The 23,401-nt window shown below is 67.5% G+C and carries 22 protein-coding genes; 12 read left to right on the top strand and 10 right to left on the bottom strand.

The genetic code is table 11. The features are described from left to right. The first annotated feature begins 35 nt into the window (after positions 1 to 35). The 9 genes from GQ464_RS03825 (at position 36) to GQ464_RS03795 (ending at position 8,820) form a co-directional block, all read left to right on the top strand. Complete coding sequence (locus GQ464_RS03825; protein ID WP_166974672.1) at positions 36 to 2,999, top strand: BamA/TamA family outer membrane protein; 2,964 nt, start codon at positions 36 to 38, stop codon at positions 2,997 to 2,999. 6 nt (positions 3,000 to 3,005) lie between these two features. Continuing rightward, the gene (locus GQ464_RS03820; RefSeq protein WP_166974675.1) at positions 3,006 to 4,259 is read left to right on the top strand and encodes an outer membrane protein assembly factor BamB family protein; all 1,254 of its coding nucleotides are present in this window, start codon (positions 3,006 to 3,008) and stop codon (positions 4,257 to 4,259) included. Positions 4,260 to 4,279: 20 nt separating this feature from the next. After that, entirely contained in the window at positions 4,280 to 5,074 is a 795-nt protein-coding gene (locus GQ464_RS03815) for a hypothetical protein (RefSeq protein ID WP_166974678.1), read from the top strand. Positions 5,075 to 5,229: 155 nt separating this feature from the next. Next, positions 5,230 to 5,472, top strand: a complete 243-nt coding sequence (locus tag GQ464_RS19150) for a DUF4258 domain-containing protein (RefSeq protein WP_166974680.1) — start codon at positions 5,230 to 5,232, stop codon at positions 5,470 to 5,472. Continuing rightward, positions 5,472 to 5,684 carry a YgiT-type zinc finger protein gene (locus GQ464_RS19145; protein WP_166974683.1) on the top strand — a complete coding sequence of 71 codons (213 nt, stop codon included), beginning with the start codon at positions 5,472 to 5,474 and terminating at the stop codon, positions 5,682 to 5,684. Before GQ464_RS19150 ends, GQ464_RS19145 begins: the two co-directional genes overlap by 1 nt. 167 nt (positions 5,685 to 5,851) lie before the next feature. After that, positions 5,852 to 6,319, top strand: a complete 468-nt coding sequence (locus GQ464_RS03810; RefSeq protein WP_166974686.1) for a GatB/YqeY domain-containing protein — start codon at positions 5,852 to 5,854, stop codon at positions 6,317 to 6,319. 24 nt (positions 6,320 to 6,343) lie between these two features. Beyond that, complete coding sequence (locus GQ464_RS03805) at positions 6,344 to 6,880, top strand: CvpA family protein (protein ID WP_166974689.1); 537 nt, start codon at positions 6,344 to 6,346, stop codon at positions 6,878 to 6,880. A 197-nt stretch (positions 6,881 to 7,077) separates the two neighbouring features. Beyond that, positions 7,078 to 8,238: a DUF2911 domain-containing protein gene (locus tag GQ464_RS03800; RefSeq protein ID WP_166974692.1), complete on the top strand. Its 1,161-nt coding sequence runs from the start codon at positions 7,078 to 7,080 to the stop codon at positions 8,236 to 8,238. Between the two features lie 30 nt (positions 8,239 to 8,268). Next, on the top strand, positions 8,269 to 8,820 hold the full coding sequence (locus GQ464_RS03795; RefSeq protein ID WP_166974695.1) for an NUDIX domain-containing protein: 552 nt from the start codon (positions 8,269 to 8,271) through the stop codon (positions 8,818 to 8,820). Between the two features lie 43 nt (positions 8,821 to 8,863). On the opposite strand, the gene GQ464_RS03790 is transcribed toward GQ464_RS03795, so the two are convergent. Beyond that, on the bottom strand, positions 8,864 to 10,264 hold the full coding sequence (locus GQ464_RS03790) for a class II fumarate hydratase (RefSeq protein ID WP_166974698.1): 1,401 nt from the start codon (positions 10,262 to 10,264) through the stop codon (positions 8,864 to 8,866). Between the two features lie 616 nt (positions 10,265 to 10,880). On the opposite strand from GQ464_RS03790, the gene panC reads away from it, so the two are divergent. Both panC and panD read left to right on the top strand, forming a co-directional pair. Continuing rightward, positions 10,881 to 11,753 carry a pantoate--beta-alanine ligase gene (gene panC, locus GQ464_RS03785; RefSeq protein WP_166974701.1) on the top strand — a complete coding sequence of 291 codons (873 nt, stop codon included), beginning with the start codon at positions 10,881 to 10,883 and terminating at the stop codon, positions 11,751 to 11,753. Between the two features lie 33 nt (positions 11,754 to 11,786). Further along, positions 11,787 to 12,185 (top strand): aspartate 1-decarboxylase, encoded by a 399-nt coding sequence (gene panD / locus GQ464_RS03780; protein WP_166974704.1) that lies wholly within the window; start codon positions 11,787 to 11,789, stop codon positions 12,183 to 12,185. 8 nt (positions 12,186 to 12,193) lie between these two features. Here the strand turns inward: panD and GQ464_RS03775 are convergent, their stop codons facing one another. Beyond that, positions 12,194 to 13,180, bottom strand: a complete 987-nt coding sequence (locus GQ464_RS03775) for a PhoH family protein (RefSeq protein ID WP_166974707.1) — start codon at positions 13,178 to 13,180, stop codon at positions 12,194 to 12,196. 170 nt (positions 13,181 to 13,350) lie between these two features. Between GQ464_RS03775 and dapF the strand changes: the two genes are divergently transcribed. Next, positions 13,351 to 14,232 carry a diaminopimelate epimerase gene (gene dapF, locus GQ464_RS03770; RefSeq protein ID WP_166974710.1) on the top strand — a complete coding sequence of 294 codons (882 nt, stop codon included), beginning with the start codon at positions 13,351 to 13,353 and terminating at the stop codon, positions 14,230 to 14,232. A 48-nt stretch (positions 14,233 to 14,280) separates the two neighbouring features. On the opposite strand, the gene msrA is transcribed toward dapF, so the two are convergent. The 8 genes from msrA to flhA all read right to left on the bottom strand — a co-directional run bounded on the left by msrA (position 14,281) and on the right by flhA (position 23,377). Beyond that, complete coding sequence (gene msrA, locus GQ464_RS03765) at positions 14,281 to 14,769, bottom strand: peptide-methionine (S)-S-oxide reductase MsrA (RefSeq protein ID WP_166974713.1); 489 nt, start codon at positions 14,767 to 14,769, stop codon at positions 14,281 to 14,283. An 11-nt stretch (positions 14,770 to 14,780) separates the two neighbouring features. Next, positions 14,781 to 15,278: a nuclear transport factor 2 family protein gene (locus GQ464_RS03760; protein WP_166974716.1), complete on the bottom strand. Its 498-nt coding sequence runs from the start codon at positions 15,276 to 15,278 to the stop codon at positions 14,781 to 14,783. Between the two features lie 157 nt (positions 15,279 to 15,435). After that, positions 15,436 to 17,508, bottom strand: a complete 2,073-nt coding sequence (locus tag GQ464_RS03755; protein ID WP_228350569.1) for a peptidylprolyl isomerase — start codon at positions 17,506 to 17,508, stop codon at positions 15,436 to 15,438. A 238-nt stretch (positions 17,509 to 17,746) separates the two neighbouring features. After that, a complete protein-coding gene (locus GQ464_RS03750) occupies positions 17,747 to 18,508 on the bottom strand; it encodes a sigma-70 family RNA polymerase sigma factor (RefSeq protein WP_166974719.1) in 762 nt (253 codons plus the stop codon). A 48-nt stretch (positions 18,509 to 18,556) separates the two neighbouring features. Then, entirely contained in the window at positions 18,557 to 18,892 is a 336-nt protein-coding gene (locus GQ464_RS03745; protein WP_166974722.1) for a hypothetical protein, read from the bottom strand. A 206-nt stretch (positions 18,893 to 19,098) separates the two neighbouring features. Then, positions 19,099 to 19,869 carry a P-loop NTPase gene (locus GQ464_RS03740; protein ID WP_166974725.1) on the bottom strand — a complete coding sequence of 257 codons (771 nt, stop codon included), beginning with the start codon at positions 19,867 to 19,869 and terminating at the stop codon, positions 19,099 to 19,101. A 42-nt stretch (positions 19,870 to 19,911) separates the two neighbouring features. Beyond that, positions 19,912 to 21,252: a flagellar biosynthesis protein FlhF gene (locus GQ464_RS03735; RefSeq protein WP_166974728.1), complete on the bottom strand. Its 1,341-nt coding sequence runs from the start codon at positions 21,250 to 21,252 to the stop codon at positions 19,912 to 19,914. Between the two features lie 37 nt (positions 21,253 to 21,289). Further along, positions 21,290 to 23,377 carry a flagellar biosynthesis protein FlhA gene (gene flhA / locus GQ464_RS03730; protein WP_228350568.1) on the bottom strand — a complete coding sequence of 696 codons (2,088 nt, stop codon included), beginning with the start codon at positions 23,375 to 23,377 and terminating at the stop codon, positions 21,290 to 21,292. Between the last annotated feature and the right edge of the window lie 24 nt (positions 23,378 to 23,401).

The raw sequence follows: 23,401 nt of genomic DNA, 5'->3' as shown, positions 1-23,401 counted from the left end.
CAAGGCGATGCGATCCTACCGGTCTACGTGTGGCTATGGCACCTCGACGGCTTCGTATCGGTTTTCTCTCGCTCCTGCTGCTCCTTCCGGTCCTGCCGGTCGCGGGGCAGTATGGCTATCACTTCGGCCGAAACAAGGTTCAGTATGAGGATTTCGACTGGATGGTGCTCCACACCGAGCATTTCGACATCTACTATTATCCCGAAATGCTGGAGCTGGCCCGCCAGGGCGCCTTCTTCGCCGAGGAAGCGTACCGTGAGCTGCAGAACCGGTTCAACTTCTCCCTGAACCACCGGACCCCCATCATCTTCTATTCCTCGAACCTGCATTTCAAGCAGACCAACACGACGCCGGGGTTCATCCCGGACGGGGTCGGCGGGTTCTTCGAATTTCTCAAAGGCCGGGTGGTCATCCCGGCCAACGGCAACCTCCACCGGTTCCGCCGGGTCGTGCGTCACGAACTCGTGCACGTCTTCACCTACAACAAGATCCTGCGGGTGCTGCGCGACCACCGCAAGCCGCCGGACCGGTTCGTGCCGCTGTGGTTCACCGAAGGGCTCGCCGAGTACTGGTCAGGGCCGCCGGACTACCAGCACGAGATGGTCATCCGGGACGCCCTCTTTGCCAACTACCTCGTCCCGTTGCCGGACATCTTCCGCATCTACGGCTCCTTCGTGATGTACAAGCAGGGCGAGGCGCTGTGCCGCTTCATTTCCGAGACGTACGGCGAGGAGAAGCTCCTCCGGCTGATCGAGAACGTGTGGGTGGACCGCAACTTCGAGAAGGTGATGGAATACACGCTGAAGGAGGACTACCGCACCATCGGGCAGCGGTGGGAGGCCTGGCTGAAGGCGCAGTATTACCCGCATCTGGAGGACGTCGAGGCGCCGTCGCTGCTGGCGGGGGGCGTGGCGGTCGAAGGCTTCAACGGCAAGCCGGACTATTTCCGCTTTCCGGACGGCACCCGGAAAGTCTATTTCGTGGGTAACAAGACCGGCTACAGCAACGTGTATGCGGTCGCCGTCGACGAGCGCCTCCGCCCGGTCGGGGAGCCGGAGGTGCTCATCCACGGGGAACGCAGCGACCGTTTCGAAGCGTTCCACCTGCTCGAGAGCCGGATCAGCATCTCGCCTCAGGGGAAGCTGGCCTTCGTCACGCAGAGCGGCGGCCGGGACGTCATCCACGTCTACGACCTGGTTGCCGATGCGCTGGGGCCGACGTACGAGTTCGAAGACCTCATCGCCATCTACTCGCCTGCCTGGAGCCCGGACGGCCGGCGGCTCGTCTTCTCCTCCATCGACCGGAGCGGCTACAGCGACCTGTACGTCTATCACATGGACCGGGGCGCGCTGCAGCGCCTCACCGACGACCCCTACGACGACCGCGATCCCGCCTGGAGCCCGGACGGCCGCTGGATCGCCTTCTCCTCGGACCGCACCTCGGAGGGGCGTCATGGATACTATAACCTCTTTACCTACGACCTCGAAACCGGCCACGTCCGCTATGTCACCTTCGGAAAGCGGCACGACTTCTCGCCGCGCTGGAGCCCGGACGGCCGCCACCTCATCTTCACCAGCACCTTCCAGGACAGCACCGGCCGCTACGGGCCGCAGGACCTCTGGGTGGCGGACATGACGCAGGCCCTGGGCGATGTCCCGGCCGTCGCCTCGGCCGCCGACCCCGACGCGACCGGGGCGGCCCTGCGGCCTGCTACCACCCGCACCCTCTATCGCCTCACCAACCTCACCACCGCCGCCTTCGACCCGGTCTGGACCGATGCCGGCAACGTGCTCTTTACCAGCTTCGAAGGACTGCGCTTCACCATCCGGGCCCTGACCGGCCTCGACTCGCTCCTGGCCTATCCGAAAGAGAAGGTGGACGTCGACCTGGCCCGGACCGGCCCCTCCTGGGCCTTCGGGCAAGTCGATCTCGGTGAGGGCGGCGCCACACGCTCGCCCTACAAGAAGAAATTCAAGCTGGACATCGCACAGGGCGTCGTCAGCCAGAGTCCCGTCCTCGGAACGACGGGCGGGGCCGTGCTTGCCTTCTCCGACATGCTCGGCGACGACCACCTCTTCCTGACCCTGTACAACACCGGCAGTACCCGCGACGACTTCCTCAAGAGCCTCAGCTTTTCCGTCGCCCGCTTCCAGCTCCACCGGCGCACCAACATCGGCTACGGTCTCTACCGCTTCAGCGGCCGGCGCTACGACATCACCGATCCCGATGCGCCCACCGAGTTCCCCTTCGTCTATGAAACCATCTACGGCGGCTTCGGCTCGGTCAGCTACCCCATCTCGAAGTTCCGGCGGCTGGAGGTAAGCTCGTCACTCAACTGGAGCAACAAGGAGATCGCCATCCGCAACATCGACCGCGACGCCCTCCTGCTCTCGACCGGCCTTTCGCTCGTGCACGACAACGCCCTCTATCACTACAACGGGCCCATCGACGGGTGGCGCGGGCGCCTGACGCTGGCTTACACCACCGACGTGCTGTACTCGAATGTCAGCTACTTCAGCCTGATCGCCGACGTGCGCCATTACCTCCGGATCACCTCGGACGTGACGCTGGCCTCCTGGGTGATGGGGCGGTGGAACCAGGGCCGAGAAGCCCGCCTGTATGTCCTCGGCGGAAGCTGGGACCTGCGCGGCTTCCCCTTCCTCGACGTGCGCGGCAAGAAGATGTGGTTCACCTCGCACGAGCTGCGTTTTCCGATCCTGAAGGCCCCCTCCGTCCTTTTCCCGATCCTGGCTCCCTTCGGCATCGCCAACCTGCGCGGCGCCCTCTTCTTCGATGCCGCCCACGCCTGGAATGACGGCTATCACGACCGCGTCCCGGAGATCTTCGCCGGGGAGACGCTGGGGTCGACCGGTATCGGCTTCCGGCTCAACCTCTTCGGGGCCTTTGTGCTGCGCTACGACATCGGGTACCGCTTCCGTGATGGCTTCTCGCGACGGGATAAGACGTTCAAACAGTTTTTCTTCGGTTTCGATTTCTGAGCCGTGATGTCGTTGCCAGGGGTGATGAAGAACGGGAGGAAAGGCGGGGGCAGGGTTGCCGGGTACCTGGTGGTGCTGCCGGCGGTGCTGCTGCTCGGCACCGGCTGCACGGCCCTCCGGCTGGAGCGCCCGGCCCTCGTCCGGGAGAGCGACTGGCTGACCGAGGGCGATTCGCCCCGGCGCGGGCACGCGGTGGATGTGCCGTTGAACCCCCCGCTGGATCTGGCCTGGACGTATGACGCAGGGGGAGGCTTCGGGCCGGTGTCGCCGCTGCTGCTCGGCGAGTCCGTCCTGGTGGCGACGCGGCACGGGGAGGTGCATGGCATCCGGGTCGCCGACGGCAAGAAGATCGGCACCCAGGGCGTCGGGGAGGCGGTCGATGGGACGCCGGCCGTCGGGCACGGGCTGCTGTACGTGCCGGTGGCCTGGGGCGGCAAGGTGCTGCGCGCGCTCGACCTGGCCCGCCCGGCGGAGGTCTGGTCGCTCCGGAAGGCGCCGCCCATCGAGGCCGGTGTGTTGTTGCTGGGCCAGACCCTCTTTGTCGCCGACGTCGAGGGCACCGTCTGGGCCCTCGACGCCCGCACGGGGGAGACCCGCTGGACGCGCCGGCTGCATGAGACGACCGGTACGCGCGGCGGAGCCGCCGTGCTGGCAACGCCGGTGGCTACCGGATCCGACCCCTCGGACCCCGCCGGCCGCGTCGTCGTCGTCGACGAACAGGGCCGGGTGGCGGCCCTGCGTCCCGGGGACGGCACCCCGGTCTGGACACGGCACCTGGGCCGGCCCGTCGAGGTGACCCCCACGACCGACGGCGCCACGCTCTTCTTCGCCACCACGCGCGGGCGCCTGCTGGCCCTGGAGGCCGCCACCGGGCAGGTGCGCTGGACCTTCGCCGTGCCGGACACGACCGTGCGCCTGGCCGCGCCCGCCCTTGACGGCCGCGACCTCGCCGTCGGCGGTTCGGACGGCGTCCTCCGCCTGCTCGACGCCGCCACCGGGCAGGTGCGCTGGACCTTCGCCGCGCCCGATGCCATCACCGCCCCGCCGCTCCTGACTCGCGAGACCATCTATGTGGGCACGATGGGGCGGATGCTCTATGCCGTCAACCGGTCCGACGGCATGAAGACCTGGGAATACCGGCTCGAAGGACGGGTCAAGTCCGCGATGGCGGCGCGGGACGGCCTGCTCGTCGTGCTGGCCGAGCCGCATGCGGTGTACGCCTTCGTCCCGCACACCGGCCCGCCGGCCGGCACCCGCTGAACCGATCTTTTCAAACGGCTATGCGCAGGATCGTCTTGCTCGTCTCGAGTCTGATCGCCGGGTTGCCGGGCCTCTCCGGCGACGCCGTCGCCCAGGGGGGGGCGGTGCTCGTCCTGGAGACGAACGAGCCAAAGGCCATGGTCTTTGCGGATTCGCTCTGGCTGGGGCCGGCCTCCAGGGCGGTCTTTACGCTTCCGCCCGGCGTGCGCGTGCTTCGTCTCGTACCACCGGCGGTCGACGCCTGGACGATCGAACCCCGGCAGGTCGACCTGGCGGCCCTGCCACCCGGCGACACGCTCCGGCTCCACCTGCCTTTCCCGTATCACTACCGCGTCGAGTCCATTCCGTTCGGGGCGCCCGTCTACCTGGCAACGGACAGCGGCCGGGTCCGCCTGGGTGAGACGCCCCTCACGTACCGGAGTCCGGCCCCGCTCCAGGGGGACCTGGTGATCGACCTGCCGGGGTTCGAGCGGGAACGCCGGCCGGCCGGCACGGCCCTCTGGAACCGGCACGTGGTCGCCCTGACGCCGGTGGCAGCAGCCGCGGCCGCCTTCCCGGGCGCCGAGGTGGACTGGCAGCCGCCGGGGAAACACCGGGCCTGGATCGATTACGCTGCCGTCGGAACGGCGCTCGCGGCCGGCGCCCTGGCCGTGCATTTCAAGATGAAAGCCGACCGGCGGTTCGACCACTACCAGAGGACCGGCGACCCGCGCCTGCGCCCGGCCATCGAACGCTATGACCTCTATTCCGGCATCGCCCTCGGCGTCAGCCAGATCAGCCTCGGCTTCTTCGCCATCCGGCTCCTCCTGCGCTGAAGCCCGCTTCCGCCCGGGACAACGGCTTGATCAACACGCTGCAGAGACGTGAGCTTACGCCGTTGGCGCAAACCCATCTTTGCAGTGGATATTCAACAGAAGGTTAGAGAGGCTGCATCGAAGCGGATCTTTTCCTGTCTCATGCCATTCGCCCGATGTCCCGGCCGGATCGAATGATTTCCTCGGAGGAGATCGAAGACGTGATCTGGAACGGAGAGGTGATTGAGGATTATCCAGAGGACCGGCGAGGGCATAGCTGCTTGATGCTGGGCTATGGGACAGGCAGGCGGGCCGTGCATGTGGTCTGTGTCCCAAAAGACGAATACTTTGCGATCATAACGGCTTATGTTCCCGACCCAGAGGTATGGTCGGAGGATTTTAAGCGGAGGAAGGTTTGATGGAATGTATGTACTGCCAGGGCAGGATGGAGAAGAAAAGAGCCCCGTTCTCGGTTGATAGGAACGGGTATCATATCCACTGGCATGCGCTGCCGGCATGGGTGTGCACGCAGTGCGGCGAAGCTTATTTCGAAAAGAAGGAGGTAGATAAGATCCAAAGAGTACTGCGTGCTATCGATCTGGAAATGGGGTTTTCTGCACGGGTCGCGTGAGAGAGAAGTGACGGCGGCTCCTCCTGCGCTGAAGCCCGCTTCCGCCCGCCCGAACGCTTTTACGGGAACGGGCCGGCTCGTCCGGAATCCTGCCCTGTCGCATCCCAATTTCGGGGAGGATTCGTTACCTTGCAGGGACATTCTGTCTGTTTCAATCGCGTACGACCATGTCATTGAAGGAGCGGCTTTCGGAAGATCTGAAAGAGGCGATGCGCACGAAGGATGCGGTGCGGCTGCGTACGATCCGTTCGTTGCGGGCCGCCCTGCTCGAAAAAGAGATCGAAGAACGGACGGGCGGCGAGGCGACGCTGACGGAGGAGCAGGAGCTGGCCGTTCTGCAAAAACAGGCCAAGCAGCGGCGGGATGCCATCGAGCAGTATGAGCAGGCGGGCCGGGAGGACCTCGCCGCGAAGGAGCGCGAGGAGCTGGCCGTGATCGAAACCTACCTCCCGGAGCAACTCGGCGAAGCGGAGATCCGTACGGTGCTGCAACAGGTCATCGCCGAGACGGGCGCCACGTCCGTGCGCGACCTGGGCCGGGTGATGGGAACGGCCATGGCACGCCTGCGCGGCCGGGCCGACGGCCGCCAGGTGCAGGCGCTGGCACGGGCCTTGCTCTCCGAACCGGCCTCCTGATCCTCCAACCCCCGCACGCCGGTCATGAACACACTCGACCTGTTGATCCTCTTCATCCTGCTCGCCGGGGCGGTGCACGGCTTCTCGACCGGGTTGATCCGGCAGGTGGCGAGCGTGGTCTCCCTGGTGCTGGCGTTCATCCTGGGGGTGCAGTTCATGACGCCCGTGGGGGACATGGCGGCCGAGAGCCTCGGCCTCTCCGACCGGATCGCCCCGCTCGTGGGATTCATCCTCGTTTTCATGGCGATACAGATCGCCGTCTTTGCGCTGGCGCGGATGGTCGAGGGGCTCGTGGGCGTGCTCAAGCTGACGTTCCTGAACCGGCTCGGCGGTGGGGCGCTCGGGGCCTTCAAGGCCGCCCTGGCGCTCAGCGTCGTCTTTCTCGTGCTCCACTACGTGGGACTGCCGGGGGAAGAACTCGAGCAGGGATCGGTGCTCTACGATCCGGTCGCCGGCGTGCTGCCGCGTGCCTGGGACTACGTGTCCGAGCGGGTTCCCCAGGTCGAAAGCCTCTCGGAGAAGTTCGGTGAGCACGTGCGGGCGATGGAGGCCGGCCGCTAGCGCGAACGTGCCGGGGCGGCGCTCCGTTGCGTGCCCGGTGCGTTTCGTGGCCCGGTCGTCGCGCTTGATGGCAAGCCCCTTCCATGTGTGGGGCCGGGACGCCTATTTTGTGGAACCTTCCGGGCACGACGCCGAACCCGCTCCACACCGCGTTGGCCCGCTTTTCGGACGACGTTAAGAAAAAATCCCCCGAACCCATGCGTCTACTGATCCCGTTTCTGCTTGCAGGCTTGCTTTTCGGATGCGACACGGCGCCGCGCGACGAAGCCGGGCAGGGAGCCTTCGTCACCGTCCTCGGTGAGGATACGCTGGCCGTCGAACGGTTCCGGCACGTGCCGGAGGGGATGGAGGCCGAGGTGGTCTTGCGCACGCCGGTGACCACGGTGCACCGGTACCGGCTCGAGCTCGACGAGGCGGGGCAGCTCCGCCGCTTCGAGGCGACCGTGCGCGAGGCGACGGCCCCGCCGGAGGCACCGCCGTCCCGGCAGGAGGTGGCCACGTTCGAGGGGGACAGCCTCGTGATCGTCACCACCGCCGGGGAGGAGACGCGGCGCCGGGCCCTGGCGGCGCCGCCGGACGTCCTGCCTTTCCTCGACATGATCCACTGGCCCTTCGAGCTGATGCTCATGCGGGCCCGGGCCGCCGGGGCCGATAGCCTCGTGCAACCCCTCTTTGCCGGCTCGAACGTGATGTCGTTCGTCGTGCGCCGTGCCGGTCCCGACTCGATGACCGTCACCCATCCGTTCCGGGGCACGATGGGCGTCCGCGTCGATGCGGCGGGGCGGCTCGTCGAGCTGGATGCGTCCGGCACGACGCGCAAGCTCCGCGTCCGGCGCCAGCCCGCAGTGGATCTGGAAGCCCTGGCCGAGCGCTTCGCCGCGCGCGACGCCGCCGGGCAGTCGTTCGGCCCCCTGTCGACGCGGGGCGAGGCCCGGGCCACGGTTCATGGTGCCACGATCGTGGTCGATTACGGCGTGCCGTACAAGCGCGGGCGCGAGATCTTCGGGGCGCTCGTACCCTGGGGCGAGGTGTGGCGCACCGGAGCCAACCGGGCCACGCACCTGACCACGGACCGCCCGCTTGTCTTCGGCGAGCTGCAGGTGCCGGCCGGCACCTACACCCTCTTCACCATCCCGCAGCCCGACGGCGGCCTGCTGATCATCAACCGGCAGACGGGGCAGGGGGGAACCTCCTACGATCCCGAACGCGACCTGGGCCGTGTTCCCATGCAACGGCGGGAGCTCGACGCGGTCGTCGAACCCTTTACCATCCTGGTGGACGAGACCCCGGCGGGCGGGTTGCTGCGCCTCCAGTGGGATCGGACCGAGTTCGTCGTGCCGTTCCGGGCCGGTCGATAGCCGCCTTTCGGGTCACCTGGCGGGGAAGCCATGTTGAAACGCTGGAAGCGGCTCGGCACGGAAGTGCTCTTTCGCAATCCCTGGTGGACGTATCGGCGTGACCGGTTCGAGATCCCGGGCGGGGTGGCGGGCGAGTACCACTACGTGCACACCAACGGTTCGAGCATGGTCGTTCCGCTGCTGGACGACGGCCGGGTGGTGCTCGTCCGGCAGTACCGTTACCTGTGCGACCGGGAGAGCCTCGAGTTTGCGGCCGGCAGCGTGAAGGACGGGCACACGTACGACGAAACGGCCCGGCTGGAACTGGCCGAGGAGACGGGCTTCGAGGCCGTGCACCTGGAGCCGGTCGGGAGCTTCAACCCGTACAACGGCGTCACCGACGAGATGTGCCGCGTCTACGTCGCCACCGGGCTGCGTCCGGCCGCCGGCGCCGTGCCGGACGCCACCGAAGAGTTCGTCCTCGAACGCCTGGAACCGCCCGAGGTGGACCGGCTGATCGGGGAGAACGTGCTGTGGGACGGCATGACGCTCGCCGCGTGGATACTGGCCCGCCCCCGCGTCCGGGAACTCACCGGGCGTTGAGGAGGACCGGTACGCCGCCGAACGGCGCACCGGACGCCAGCGTTCAATGTCCCGGAATACCCGGCTCGGTCATGTCCCGGACGTTCAGGTAGTGGTCCAGCTCCTCGTCCGTGAGCAGGCCCATCTCTTTGACGACCTCGCGAACGGATTTGCGCTGCGCGGCGGCGGTTTTGGCCACCTGGGCGGCCTTGTCGTAGCCGATGACCGTGTTGAGGGCTGTGGCAATGGCGGGATTGCGTTCGAGCAACTCGCGGCACCGCTCGCGGTCGGCCTCGATGCCTTCGAGGCAGCGCGTGCGGAAGGCGTCGCAGGCGCCGGTGAGGATGTGGATGCTCTCGAGCATGGCATGGGCCATCACCGGCATCATCGTGTTCAGCTCGAAGTTGCCGTGCTGGGCGCCGACGGTGATCGTGAGGTGGTTGCCCATGACGCGGGCACAGACCATCATCACGGCCTCGCAGAGCACCGGGTTGACCTTGCCCGGCATGATGGACGAGCCGGGCTGGATGGCCGGCAGCCGGATCTCGGCCAGCCCGCTCGTCGGGCCGCTGGCGAGGTGGCGGATGTCGTTGACGATCTTCATGAGCGAGACGGCCAGGGTGTTGAGCGCACCGGCGGCCATGACGTAGCCGTCCTTCGCGGCCTGGGCCTCGAAGTGGTTCTCGGCTTCGAAAAATTCCAGGCCCGTCACCTCGCTGATGAGCTGGATGGCCCGTGCGGGGAACTCGGGATGGCGGTTGATGCCGGTGCCGGTGGCGGTGCCGCCGAGGGCCAGCCAGGAAAGCTCGTAGGAAGCCTCTCGCAGGCGACGGATGCCGTTGCGGATCTGTGCCGCATAGCCGCCGAACTCCTGACCGAGGCGCACCGGGGTGGCGTCCATCAGGTGGGTACGGCCGCTCTTGAGCACGTCGTCGAAGGCCTCGGCCTTGGCTTCGAGGGCCGCCAGCAGCCGCTGCAGGGCCGGGATCAGCTCCGCTTCGAGGGCCATGCGGGCCGCGATGTGCATCGCCGTCGGGATCACGTCGTTCGACGACTGCGACATGTTGACGTCGTCGTTCGGGTGCACGAGCTTCGAGCCGCGCCGGCCGCCCAGGTGCTCGGTGGCCAGGTTGGCGATGACCTCGTTGGCGTTCATGTTCGTCGAGGTGCCGCTGCCGGTCTGGAAGATGTCCAGCACGAACTGGTCGTCCACCTCACCGTCGACGACCTGCCGGGCGGCGGCGATGATGGCCTCGGCCTTCTCCGGGTCGAGCAGGCCCAGATCGCGGTTGGCGACGGCGGCCGCCTGCTTGATCAGGCCCAGGGCTTCGATGAAGCGGCGGGGAAAGCGAAGGCCGCTGATGGGAAAGTTTTCGAGCGCGCGCTGCGTCTGTGCGCCGTAGAGCGCCTCGGCGGGTACCTGTACCTCACCGAGCGAATCCTTTTCTATGCGATGGCTGGACATGGGAAAACCTCTTTCGCGTGGGCGTTGCCGTGGTCGGAGCAAAGGGGTGCTTAGAGCGATAGCGGCCGGGGCGAGGGATGGAAGCGCGGTGTGTGCACGCCGATCGGACGGGTCACACGCCCGTTGGGGTCCGTTCCCCGGGGCTCCCCCGGCGATGGCCGCAACACCTTCCGGTATATAATTCCACCTTTCCGGAAGCGCACCCGTTCGATAAAAAAAATCTGAGAAAATACCTGCAAGACCGGGGGAAAACGTCCGGCCGCGTGCTGTGCCGGGTTTGAACGGGGTGTTGCCCGTATATTATGAACTGATGTTACGCAGTGGAGACCTGTGGGATAGCAGGACTACCCCTCCGTCGCTTCGCGACACCTCCTTTGCATGGGGAGGGGCTGCATGGCCGCATCGTCTCGGCCCAAGCCCTTCCCCCTGGCCGCCCCCGGCGGCCCTGCAGGGGGAAGGTCCCCGAAGGGGGGATGGGGGTCGCCCTCTCCCTGGTCGAGGGGCCCGCCACGAAGCGAAGGGGAAGCAACGTGACGGCTTCGTCGCCTACTGCGTAACATCAGTTATGAAGGTTTTTTTTTCGGAGCGTCGCAACGGGAGGCAAGCCAGGCGGGTCATGAAGCTCATTCGCACGGTGGAGGCCATGCAGGCCGAGGCGGACGGGGCGCGGCGGGCGGGGCGTCGTCTGGCGCTTGTGCCCACGATGGGTGCGTTGCACGAAGCCCACCTGGCCCTCGTCCGGGAAGCCCGTCACCATGCCGATCACCTGACGGTTTCCATCTTCGTCAACCCCACCCAGTTTGCTCCGGGGGAGGATTTTGACCGCTATCCGCGCACGCTGGAAGCCGATCTGGAGAAGCTGGAGGCGCTGGGGGGGGTGGAAGTCGTTTTCGCGCCGGATGAACGGGCGATGTACCCGGGCGGGCAGGCGGCGCACCGGACGTGGGTCGTCGTGCAGGGGCTGGACGAGCATCTGTGCGGGCGTTTCCGGCCCGGGCATTTTCGCGGGGTTGCCACGGTGGTCGCCAAGCTGTTTCTGGCCTGCAAGCCGCACGTGGCCGTTTTCGGGCTCAAGGATGCACAGCAGTTCCTGATCCTGCGCCGGATGGTGCACGACCTCAACTTCGACGTGGAGATGGTGGGGGTACCGACGGTGCGGGAGCCGGACGGGCTGGCGCTTTCCTCCCGGAACGTCTATCTGACGCCGGAAGAGCGGGCGCAGGCGGTGGTGCTCTCGAGGGCCGTGGAGGAGGCCCGGCGCCTGGCCGGGGCGGGGGAACAGCGGGTGACCCTGCTTGTTGAAGCGATGCGCCGCGCGCTGGCCGAAGCCCCGCTGGCCCGGGTGCAGTATGCCGAGGTCGTCGATGCCGAGACGCTGCAGCCGGTCGACCTCCTGCAGCCGGGCCGGGAAGCCCTGGCCGCCGTCGCGGTCTTCTTCGGCAACACGCGCCTCATCGACAATGCGTTCATCCGCGTGCCGCCCGGCTGAAAGCGCTACCCGTTTCGACCAACCGCGAAGGACATGACCCTCACCATGTTTCGGGCCAAGCTGCACCGGCTCCGGGTGACGGAGGCGGATCTTTACTACGAGGGCTCGATCACGCTGGACGAAGAGCTGCTCGCCGCCTCGGGCATCCTGCCCTATGAGAAGGTGCAGGTGGTCAACGTGAACAACGGGGCCCGTCTGGAAACCTACACCATTCCCGGGGCTCCCGGAAGCCGCACCGTTTGCCTGAACGGGCCGGCTGCCCGTCTGGCGGCCCGGGGGGATGAGGTCATCGTCATTGCCTATGCCCAGATGACGCCCGAGGAGGCCCGGCGCCATCGCCCCCGCATCGTCCTGGTCGACGAGCACAACAACCCCACCGAGGTACGGGAGCCGTACGTGGTGCCCCCGGAGGCCCTCCTCGCCGGTGCCTGAGCCGTCGCTCAGCGCGGGTTGCCGCCCGTGCGCTGTTCTTCGTCCTGGTGGTACCGCTCGTACGCCTTGATGATGTCTTTCACGAGGCGGTGGCGCACGACGTCCCCTTCGTCGAAGTAGACAAAGTCGATCCCTTCGACGCCTTCGAGGATCTGCCGGGCCTGCACGAGGCCGCTGTGCTCGCGGCTGGGCAGGTCCGTCTGCGTGACGTCGCCGGTGATGATGGCGCGGCTGTTGGCCCCCAGGCGCGTCAGGAACATCTTCATCTGCAGGTGGGTGGCGTTCTGGGCCTCGTCGAGGATGACGAAGGCCGAGTTGAGCGTCCGCCCGCGCATGTAGGCCAGCGGCACGATCTCGACGACGTTCTGCTCCACGAAGCCGGCGAGCTTGTCGCGGGGCAGCATGTCTTCGAGGGCGTCGTAGAGCGGGCGAAGGTACGGATCGACCTTCTCCCGAAAGTCGCCGGGAAGGAAGCCCAGCCGCTCTCCCGCCTCGACGGCCGGGCGTGAAAGGACGATCTTTTTGACCTGGCGCGACTTGAGGGCCGCCACCGCCAGGGCCACCGCCGTGTACGTCTTGCCCGTGCCGGCCGGCCCCACGGCGAAGACAATGTCGTTGTGCCGTGCGCTCTCGACGAGCCGGATCTGATTGGGCGTTTTGGCCTTGACCGACCCGCCGGGGGTGAACAGCACGACGTTCTGCGCGTCGAGCCCTGCCCGTCCGCTCGCCCCGTCGCCAACGGTGAACAGGGCCAGCACGGTCTCGACGTCGTTCTCGGTCAGGTTGCCGTTGCGGTTGAGGACGACGGTCAGTTCGTCGAGGATCCGCTCGATGCGGTGCAGGCTTTCGGGATCCCCCTGCAGAATGACCTGGTTGCCGCGCGCGGTGATGCGGGTATCGGGAAAGGCCCCCTCCACCTTCCGAAGATGTTTGTCATTGAACCCGAAAAGCAGCAGGGGCTCCGCCTTGTCAATCGTGAGACGCTTTTCTGCCAAAGTCAGCTAGCTGGTTGATAAACAACGAAGTGGCCGGATGCCGGTATGGGAGGACCCCGGCGTCCCGGCGCCAGATGAATCCCGTGCGTATTGTACGGCGTGGCGTGGCAATGGTGCCCGAACGCGCCTATTTTCCGGTGGATGTCGTCTGCTCGCCGCCGTCAGATCCGATGATCACCCGAAAGCTCATCGTCGAATTTACGAAGATGTCCGGGGCCGGCAATGATTTTATCGTTATCGATAACCGGTTCTTCAACTTTCACCCGGATGAACTGGCCGCGCTGGCCCGGCGGTGGTGTCGCCGGCGTACCGGCATCGGCGCGGACGGGCTGCTGGCCCTGGAGGCGCCCGCGCCGGAGGGGGACGACTTCTTCATGCGCTACCTGAATGCCGACGGTTCGCCGGCCATGTGCGGCAACGGAGCGCGGTGCCTGGCGCGCTTTGCCCGGATGGCCGGGATCGACCGGGAAGAACTGGTCTTCGGGACGGTCTCGGGGCGTTACCGGGCCCGTGTGCCGGCCGACCCCGAGGCGCCCGTCCGGCTCTTCATGCCCCCGTTTGAGGCCTACCACCCCGACCGCCTCGGCGCCGGCGAGGGCGGGCCGGCCGACTACATCTGGACGGGAACGCACCATGCCGTCTGCCGGGTGCCCTCGGTGGCGACGGTGCCGGTGACCGAGCGCGGGGCGGCCATCCGGCACGCGGCCGCCTTTGCCCCGGACGGGACGAATGTGAACTTCGTCGAGGTCGTCGAGGCCGGCGGGGAGACGCCGGCCCGGCTTCGGGTACGGACGTTCGAGAAGGGGGTCGAGGCGGAGACCCTGGCCTGTGGCACGGGGGCCACGGCGGCCGCCCTGGTGGCCCGGCTGCGCGGATGGGTGGCGGCGGGCGTGGTGGAGGTCCGGATGCCCGGGGGCGTCCTCACCGTCGGCTGGAACGGGCCGGGCATGGACGGGCTCTACCTCGAAGGACCGGCCGTGGTGGTCTACCGGGGTACGTTCGAAGTCGATCCCCGCACCCTGCAGCTCCCGGTGCAGGAAGCCGAAGGGTAGGCGTCGTCTGCCGGGCGTCGCGTCGGCCGCAGCCTGCTGCGCAGCGGGTCAGAAACGTTTCGTGTAGACGTGGCAGTAGGGGGTTTTGCCCGTGGCCTCGTAGTACTTCTGGTGGTAGGATTCCGCCGGCCAGAAGGTCGAGGCCGGGGTGACCTCGGTGGCGACGTCGTAGCCTTTCTCCCGGAGGATGCGGATGAGCCGCTCGGCCACCTCCTTCTGCTCCTCGTCCAGGTAGAAGATGGCGGAGCGGTATTGTTCGCCGACGTCGGGGCCCTGGCGGTTGACCTGCGTGGGGTCGTGCGTTTCGAAGAACAGCCGGGCCAGCGCCTCATAGGTGGTCTTTTCCGGGTCGTAGTACACCTCGACGGCCTCGGCATGGCCCGTCGTGCCGGAGCAGACGTCGCGGTAGGTCGGGTTGGGCTTGTGGCCTCCGGTGTAGCCGACGCGGGTGGAGAGGACACCGGGGGCACGCTGGAAATGGTATTCGGTACCCCAGAAGCAGCCCGAGGCGAAGATCGCGCGTTTGGGTTCGGCCATGGAGGTCGGTGTTACCGGTCGGGAGGCATCTCGCAGGCGTCCCCACGGCGGCGGGTGTCGGCCAGGTAGACCGTCTTCCAGCCGTCGGGGCGACGGGCCAGGACGAACACGTTAACGCCGCAGTGGCTGAAGCGTTCGCCGGCGAAAAAGGCGTATTTCATCCAGGCGGCGGCCAGGTTGTCGTCCACTTTGATGTCCAGATCCCAGATGCGCTCGTCCCATACCTCGTCGTGGGGTGCGCCGACGGCCTGCACGAAGCGGTCGACCGAGCCTTCGCGGAGGGAGGGGGTGCCGTCGGCATCGGTGAAGGTGGTCACCAGGCGGGCGGTGGGGTCGAAGACGGCGCGGACCATGGTGCTGTCGCCGGCCCGCATGCCGTCGAAGAGCTGGTGGATGACCTGGCGCACCTCGGCTTCGGCCGTCTGGGCCCGGCCAGGCGTGGGAACGAGCAGGAGGGTGGCGCAGAGCAGGGCCGGTGTGTACGTGCGGGGAAGGAACGGGTGGTTCATGGAGCGAGCGGGTCGGGTTGAAAGGGAGCGGGTTCCGGGCCGGTATTCGGAAAAAGGAGGCGTTCGTTGCACCGGAGCGCCCGGTGCATAAAGAAAGGGGCATGCCGAAAGGTCGACATGCCCCGGGTGTTTCCGCCGGTACCGATCGCCGTGGGGATCACTGGAAGAAGAACCGCCGGTTGTCCGTGATGTCGGCTTCTTCCCGCAGGGCGGTGATCCACTGGTTGCGGACCAGGTTCTGCCGCTGGCGCAGGAGGGTCGTCCGCAGCTGCTCCAGGTCGGCAGCGGTGGGGGCGGGCGGTTCCTCCACCCGGGTCACCTGGAGCACGAAGGCGGCGTTGTTGCCTTCGATCACGTCGGAGACGTCTCCTTCGTTCAGGGCGAGGGCCGTGCCGACGAAGGCCGGCTCGCGTCCCAGGCCGGGGACGGTGACGCTCTGGTAGGAGAGGCCGGTGGCCGTCTGTTCGATGGCGCCGGGCAGGGCGGCGGCCAGCCCGTCAAAACCGTGTGCCGCCAGGGCTTCGCGCAGCCGCCGGCTCTGGATGGCCGCCTTCTTCTGGTTCTTCACGCGCGGTTCGATCTGGGCGCGGACCTCCTCGAACGGGCGATAACCTTCCGGGGTCACCGTCTCCAGCTGGACCACGACGAACTGCTCGTCGAGCTCGATCACGTCGGAGACGTCACCCGGCTCGGCACGTTCGAGGAAGTTGCGCAGGGTGGTGCTGTTGCCGATGCCGGGGATGAACTGCTGGTCCGCCTGTACCTGTACGGTGCGGACCTCCAGGCCGGCCCGTTCGGCTTCGGCCCGGAAGTCGCCGCTTTCGCCGGCGAAGTACTGCACGTCGCCGAGCGTTTCCTGGATCTCGTTCAGGGTGGCGATGCTGGTGCGGATGCGCAGGGCCAGGTCGGCCAGCTTCACCTCTTTGTCGGCGCGTTCGGTCACCTGGATGAGGTGGTAGCCGAACTGGGTCTCGACGGGGCCGACGATCTCGCCGACGCGGGCGTTGAAGGCGGCTTGCTCGAAGGGCTCGACCATCCGGCCCGGGCCGAACCAGCCCAGGTCGCCGCCCCGGGCGCGGGTGCCGTCGGCCGAGTGCTGGCGGGCCATTTCGGCGAAGTCGGCACCGCGGAGCAACTCGCGGCGGACGTCCATCGCCTGGCGGCGGGCCTCGGCACGGGCTTCGGCGTCGCCTTCGGGGGCCCGGAAGAGGATGTGGCGCGCGCGCACGGCCGTCTCCTCGGCCGGGCGCACGTCGAGGATCTTGACGAGGTGGACCAGGTCGCCGGAGAAGATGGGGCCGATCAACTCGCCGGGCCGGGGATCGTCGAAGACGGCTTCGGCGAGGGCCTCATCCAGCTCGTCGCGCCGGAAGTAGGCGTCCGTGAACGGGCGTTCCGAGCCGTTGCGGGCCAGGAAAAGCGAGTCGTTGTCCGTCCGCGCGAACGCTTCCCGCAGGCTCTGGAGGTCGTTCACGACGGCGGCCGTATCCCCGGCGGTCGGGACCTTCGGCAGGGTCACGTAGAGCAGGGTGTAGGACCGTTCCCGCCGGAAGTCTTCCCGGTGTTCGTTGTAGTAGTTGCGCAGGTCGCGGTCGGTCACCTGGACGGAGTCGTCCGGCAGGGCGGCATAGCGCAGGGCCACGAAGCGGGTGTCCACCTTGCGGTTGCGCCGCAGGTATTCATTCCGCAGCTCCGCTTCCGGGATGCGCACGGTGGCCGTGATCAGGTTGTCGAGCTTCTCCTGGCGGCGCTGGGCGCGGAGGATGTTCTCGAGTTGAATCCAGGAGGCATTGGCGTCCGGGTTGGCCAGAAAGCTTTCCAGGGCGGCCCGGTCGACGCCGCCCTGGCCGTCTCCGAAGTACAGTTTGATGAGGGGATGCGGGTCGTCTCCCAGCACCATGTCGACCAGCTCCTGGTCCGAGACGTCGATGCCGAGGCGCTTCATCTCTTTCTCCCGGAGCCGGTTCTCCACGATCTGGTCGAAGACCTGGTCGCGGATCCGGTCGGCTATCTGGGGGGGCACCTCGCCGCCGCTCTGGCGCTGGTAGGCGTCCAGCTGGGCCTGCACCGCCTGCTGGTATTCCTCGACGGTGATGATGTCGCCGTCGACCGAGCCGAGCCGGTTGCCCAGGTTGCCGACGACGTCGAACGTGCCGGCGTCTTGGAGCACCCAGATCACACCGAAAGCGATGACGAGAATCCAGAGGACCACTCCGGTATTCTCGCGCATCTTGTTCATCACACCCATGAATACACCTCCACACAGACTGGGATCGTGCAAAAGCGCGGGTTGCCGGAGCGGATCGGCCGGGCCAGGCGGGATCGGTCTCGGGCCGCGCCGCGCTGAATTTTTCCAGAGCCCGTAATATACTGTGCCGTGCCGGAATTGTTCAGCCTTTCGCGCAACCTTTACGCAGGCGGGCCGGGCGGGCGCGGTGCGGCGAAGCGCCGGCCGGTGAGGAGGCGGATCAGGCCGCCCGGGACTGGGCGCGGGTGAGCTGGGTGCGCAGCGTCATCAGGATTTTGCCGAGGATCTGGGAGATGCGCGCCTCGGTGCGGTTCATCAGCCCGGCGATCTCGCGCAGGGTGAGGTTTTCGAAGTAGTAGAGGGCGAGGATGGTCTGCTCCCGCTCGGGCAATTCCTTGATCAGCGTCTGGATGTATTCCCGCAGCGAGGCACGGTCGATCTGTTCGAAGGCCTGGAAGGTGTCCTCGTTCGGGATGGTTTCGAGGACGATCTGTTCGCCGTCGACGTCGACGGGGGAATGGAGCGAGAGCGAGAAGCGGCACTGCGCATCGCGCAGCAGGGTGTGGTATTCGACGAGCGAGATGCCCAGGTAGTCGGCCACGTCCTGGTCGCTGGGTTCGGCGCCGAGGACCTGGCGGAGCGTGTCGAGGGCCTGGTGGGCTTCGGCCAGCTTCCGGCGCCGTTCCCGGGGCAGGGCATCGATGGAGCGGAGGTAGTCTACCAGGGCGCCGCGGATGCGGCCGTAGGCGTAGGAGACGAACGGCGTACCCCGCTCGGGATCATAGCCTTCCAGGGCCTGCAGCAGCCCCAGGATGCCGACGTTTTCCAGGTCTTCCCGGGTGGCCAGGGGATGGTCGGGAATGCTGAGGCGGCCGACCACCGAGCGCACCAGCGGGATGGCGGCAAGCACCACGGCTTCGCGGTTGGCTTCGTTGGGCTCTCGCGCGTATCGTACAGCGTGGGCTTGTAGGTCTTGAGCCATGGGAACACAGGAAAATTATAAGCCCGGTTTTAGCCAGCTGGGCCGGGGTCAAACGGTCTGGGCATCTTTGTTTTGACGGTCTTCGGAGCGGGCCACCGGGGGGGCATCCGGGGCCTTCGATCGCGCGGGCCGGGACGAGGGGGCGCGGTCGTCCGGCTGTCCCGCGGCGTCTCCGGACGCCGCCTGCGAGGCCTGTTGCAGGCCGGCTGCGCTTTCCAGGATCCGGTGAATCGCCACGTCCCCGAGAATGAGCACCACGTAGACGGTCAGACCGGCACACAGGCCCACGTACACGGTCTTTTCCAGCGGGGCCTCCTGCATCAACTGGTTCAGGAACGTGAGCAGACCGACCAGACCGCTGAACTGTGTGTAGAGGGCACGCATCGGCAACGAAGAAAGACGATCAGAGACTTTTGGAACGACGGGATGCATCGGGACAACCGGCAGGGCCGCAAGGATTATGCCACGCGAAAGGCTCTCCGTGCGGGCGGCGCGGGCCGCGTGCAGGTGCGGGCCGGGGCGGGCGGGAGGATGGTTCGGGCACGGCGGGGAGGGAAGGCGGGCCGGCGGCGGCAAAGACGGCGGTTTCTTCAGGAGGCGGGCGCCTCGAGCGGCACCGGACGGCCCGCGGTGAGGGCGCGGCCCAGGCGGTCGAAGACCCTGGCGACCGGCGAAAACGTGCGGACGGCGGGGCACTGTTCACGGACCGAGCGGCGGATGTGCGCGGAAAAAGGTACCCAGCCGAAGTACAATGTTTCCTGTCCGGTGAAGTGGGCCGTGATCCGGGAGAAGCGCTCGGCCACGCTGCGGGCGTCCGCCTCGTCTTCGGCGTAGTTGACGAGGGCCCCCAGCGGGTAGGCGGGGTCGTTCTGCCAGACGAACTTGGCCAGGCGGTAGGCGTCGGCGATGGCCGTGGGCTCGCCCACGAGTACGAGCAGGCCCAGGTCGGCGCGGTCCAGGGCCCAGCGCACGGCGCCGTCGACGCCGGCCGGCGCGTCGAGCAGGATGACGTCGTGTGTGCGCCGGAGGTCGCCCAGGAGGGTGTCGAGCTCCCGGAAGAGCTTGTGTTCGAGCCCGTCGGCGCCGGCGGCTTCGGCCACGGCCTGCACCAGCGTGAAGCCGCCCGTGGTTTCGTGGAGCGTCTCGATGAGCCGGGCCTTGCCTCGCACGGCGTCCAGCACGCTCGCCACGGGGGTTTCGTTGAGCAGCACGGCGCAGGCCCCCTGCCCCAGGTCGACGTCGAGGAGGGCGACGCGGTGGCCCTGCCGGCACAGCGTCTCGGCCAGGTTGACGGCCAGAACGCTTTTGCCGACACCGCCTTTGCCGCTGACGAAGGCCAGGATCATTGGGCGTCGTTTCATACGGAAGGGGAAAACGGATGCGTTGGGGAGGGCAAACGTTGCTCAGAGCAGCGACCAGGCCGCCGGCGCGGTGTCCCGCTCGACGATGCGGAGGCCCAGTAGCTCCTCGACGAACCAGGTGGCGGAGTAGCTACGGATATGGTCGAGGGCACCGGGGCCGTCCGTGGTGAACTGGACCGGCAGCTGGAGGGCCATCAGGCATTCGGCCACATGGCCGAGCGTGCCGGCCTCGTCCAGGTGGGTGAGGGCGAGCGTGTCCGGGTGCAGCGGCAGGCGCCCCAGGAAGTCCGGGGTGAAGCCGTCGAGGAGGCCGGCGGCGTTCAGGACCAGGTGAACCTGCAGCGGGGTGATCGGGGCGGTGATGTGGATGAGCCGTTCCAGGAACCGCCGTGCTTCGGGGAGCCGGAGCGGCATCGGCGGCGTGTCGATCAGGACGTAGGCAAACCGCCGTGCCCGCTCCATGGCGGCTTCCATCTCCGCCGGCGAGGCGACCGTCTGCGTGGGCAGGTCGAAACGCCGGTAGAGTTCGACGGGGTTCTGGTAGCAGAGGTCCGTTTCTTCCTCGGGCCGGATCACGATGACGGAGGTCTGGTGCCGGCCCAGGAAGCGGGGGTTTTTGGCCAGTTTGATCTGCAGGGCCGTTTTGCCGGCGCCGCTGGGACCGATGAAGAGCTGCGTCCCGTCGCACGTTCGGGGGCTGGGGACGTTCAGCATCTCCCGCAGCCGGTGAGCCACGGCCCATTGCAGCCGGGCGGGGTCTTCGTCCGGCCCGAATCCGTCCCGGCTGAGCCGCTCGAAGAGGCGGGTGAGGGTACGGGTGCGCAGGCCGGCGGCCAGCAGGCGCCCGTAGACCGGCAGGCCCATCCAGGGCTGGCTCATGCCTATGAGGGCGTTGCCGAGCCGGTGTTCGAAGGCGGCCAGGCGTTCTTCCAGCCGGTCGAGCCGTGCGGCGACGCGGTCGGTCCCCCCGGCGTCGGTCGAAGCGGTGGGGGCGGGTGGGACGAAGAGCCTGTCCCGGCCGGGGGTGCGGGGCGGCTCGGGGACGGCCTCCGGGGAGAGCTCCGCCCGCGTCGTCTCGGTCCGGTGAAGGGGGCGTTTGCGGTACCCGTAGCCGGCCGCCCGTACGGGTTCGCCCGGGGTGGAGGCGCCGCCTGCCGCGACTTCGGCGAGGCCGGTATCCGCCACGAGCGCCAGGGCCGGTTCTTCCCGGGCCGGCGGGGCTTCGGAAGCCGGCGGCAGCCGGTCCGTCATCACCGTGATACGGGCCGGCCGGTCACCGCGGGCCGGCTCCGATTCGAGCAGTACGACGTCGTCGCCGAAGCGCGTGCGGGCCTCGGCCAGCAACGCGTGAATGCTTGGTCCGGTCAGGGTTTTTACGTGCATGCGGGTTCTCCTGCGAAGATTTCAGCGCGGCGGGTGTTCAGGTGAGCCGGAGCTGGCCCTTGACCTCGACCTGGGCGTCGGAGACCAGGTCGTTGTAGGAAAGCACCGCGAGGTCGGGTACCATGGGAGAGAAAAAGTTGAACAGGGTCGGGCGGATGACGGGGGAGGTCAGCAGCACCGGCGGCCGTCCGTCACCGATGAGCTGTTTGACCAGGCGGTCGGCGTCCTGGATCAGCTTCTCGGCACGTTGCGGCTCCAGCCCCAGCGTGTTCGGGTTCAACTCCCCGTTGCGGGCTTTGTCGAGCAAGTGTTGTTCCAGATGAGGATCGAGGACGAAGACGTGGATGCTGCCGTCGTCCCCGGTGAACTGGCGGGTGATGGTCGGAGCCAGCGCAGCCCGGGCATATTCGGTCAGCACGTCGATGTTTTTCGTGCCGGGGGCGTGGTCGGCGAGGGCTTCGAGGATCGTGACGAGGTCGCGCACGGGGATGCGTTCCTGCAGCAGGCGCTTGAGCACCTTCTGGATGGCACCCAGGCTGAGCAGGTTGGGTACCAGTTCCTCGACCAGCGCCGGGGTTTTCTCCTTCACCTTGTCGATGAGCTTTTTGACTTCCTGCCGGTCGAGCAGCTGGTAGGCGTGTTTGCGCAGCACTTCGAGCAGGTGGGTCGTCACCACGGCGGGCGCTTCGACGACCGTGAGCCCCTGCCGCTCGGCTTCGGGCAGGTTGCGCTCGGCGATCCATACTGCCGGCAGGCCGAAGGTGGGGTCCTGGACGCGGACGCCGGGCGGCGGCGGCATCGATTCGTCCCCCAGCAGGGCCAGGTGATAGCCCGGCAGGATTTCGCCCTCGGCGATCGGGTTGCCCCGCAGCTTGATGACGTACCGGTTGGGCGGGAGCGTCACGTTGTCCCGGATGCGCACCGGCGGGACGACGATGCCGAGCTCGAGGGCCACCTGCTGCCGGAGCAGCTTTACCCGTTCCAGCAGGTCCCCCCGCTGGTTCGGGTCGACGATCGGGATCAGCGCGTAGCCGATCTCGAGTTCGAGCGGGTCGACGAGCAGCAGGTCGGCGGGTTCTTCCGGGGGTTCCTCCTCGGCCGCGGCCGCTTCGGCCCGGCGGGCGGCCTCCTGCGCCTCTTGCCGGACGCTCTGCAGCCGGGCCCGCCCGACGAGCACCGTCATGCCGGCCAGGAGCCAGAACGGGAACAGCGGCAGGCCGGGCACCAGCCCCAGCAGCAGCAGAAAGCCGGCGGTGATGAAGATCGGATGGGGTTTCCTGAAAAGCTGCCCTTTGAAGTCCTGGGCCAGGTTGGCCTCGTCGCTGGCGCGGGAGACGATGATGCCGGCGGCCGTCGAGATGAGCAGGGCCGGGATCTGGGAGACGAGGCCGTCGCCGATGGAGAGCAGCGTGAAGGTGCCGGCAGCCTCGCCGAAGGTCATCTCGTGCTGCGTCACCCCGATGACGAGGCCGCCCACGATGTTGATGGCGGTGATGACCAGCCCGGCGATGGCGTCGCCCCGGACGAACTTGCTGGCCCCGTCCATCGCCCCGTAGAAGTCGGCCTCCCGCCCGATGTCTTCGCGACGCCGGCGGGCCTCCTGCTCGTCGATCAGGCCGGCGTTGAGGTCCGCATCGATGGCCATCTGCTTGCCGGGCAGGGCGTCGAGCGTGAAGCGGGCCGCCACCTCGGCGATCCGCCCGGAGCCTTTCGTGATGACCACGAAGTTGATGATCACCAGCACCAGGAAGATGATCGTCCCGACCACGTAGTTGCCCGAGACGACGAACTGCCCGAAGGCCTGGATCAGGGCGCCGGCATCGGCCTCGCTCAGGATCAGCCGCGTCGAGGCGACGTTGAGCGAGAGGCGGAAGAGCGTCGTCATCAGCAGCAGACCCGGGAAGATGGCAAACTCCAGCGGGCGCACGGCATAGAAAGCCGTCAGCAGGATGGCCAGGCTGATGGCGATGTTGGTGGCCAGGAGCAGGTCCAGCATGAAGCTGGGCAGCGGCACCACCATCACGAACAGGATGAGCACCACGGCGCTGGCGATGAGCGCCTCGGTGTTGACCAGCCGGAAGCCGTCCGGCTGCGGTAGAGAAGGCGATGAGGTGAGGTTGGACACCGGGGTCTGCGGCTCGGGTTAACG

The organism is Rhodocaloribacter litoris (assembly GCF_011682235.2).
GTDB lineage: Bacteria > Bacteroidota > Rhodothermia > Rhodothermales > ISCAR-4553 > Rhodocaloribacter > Rhodocaloribacter litoris.
Note: the sequence above shows the minus strand (reverse complement) of the source record. Positions and strands in the feature narration are given on the sequence as shown.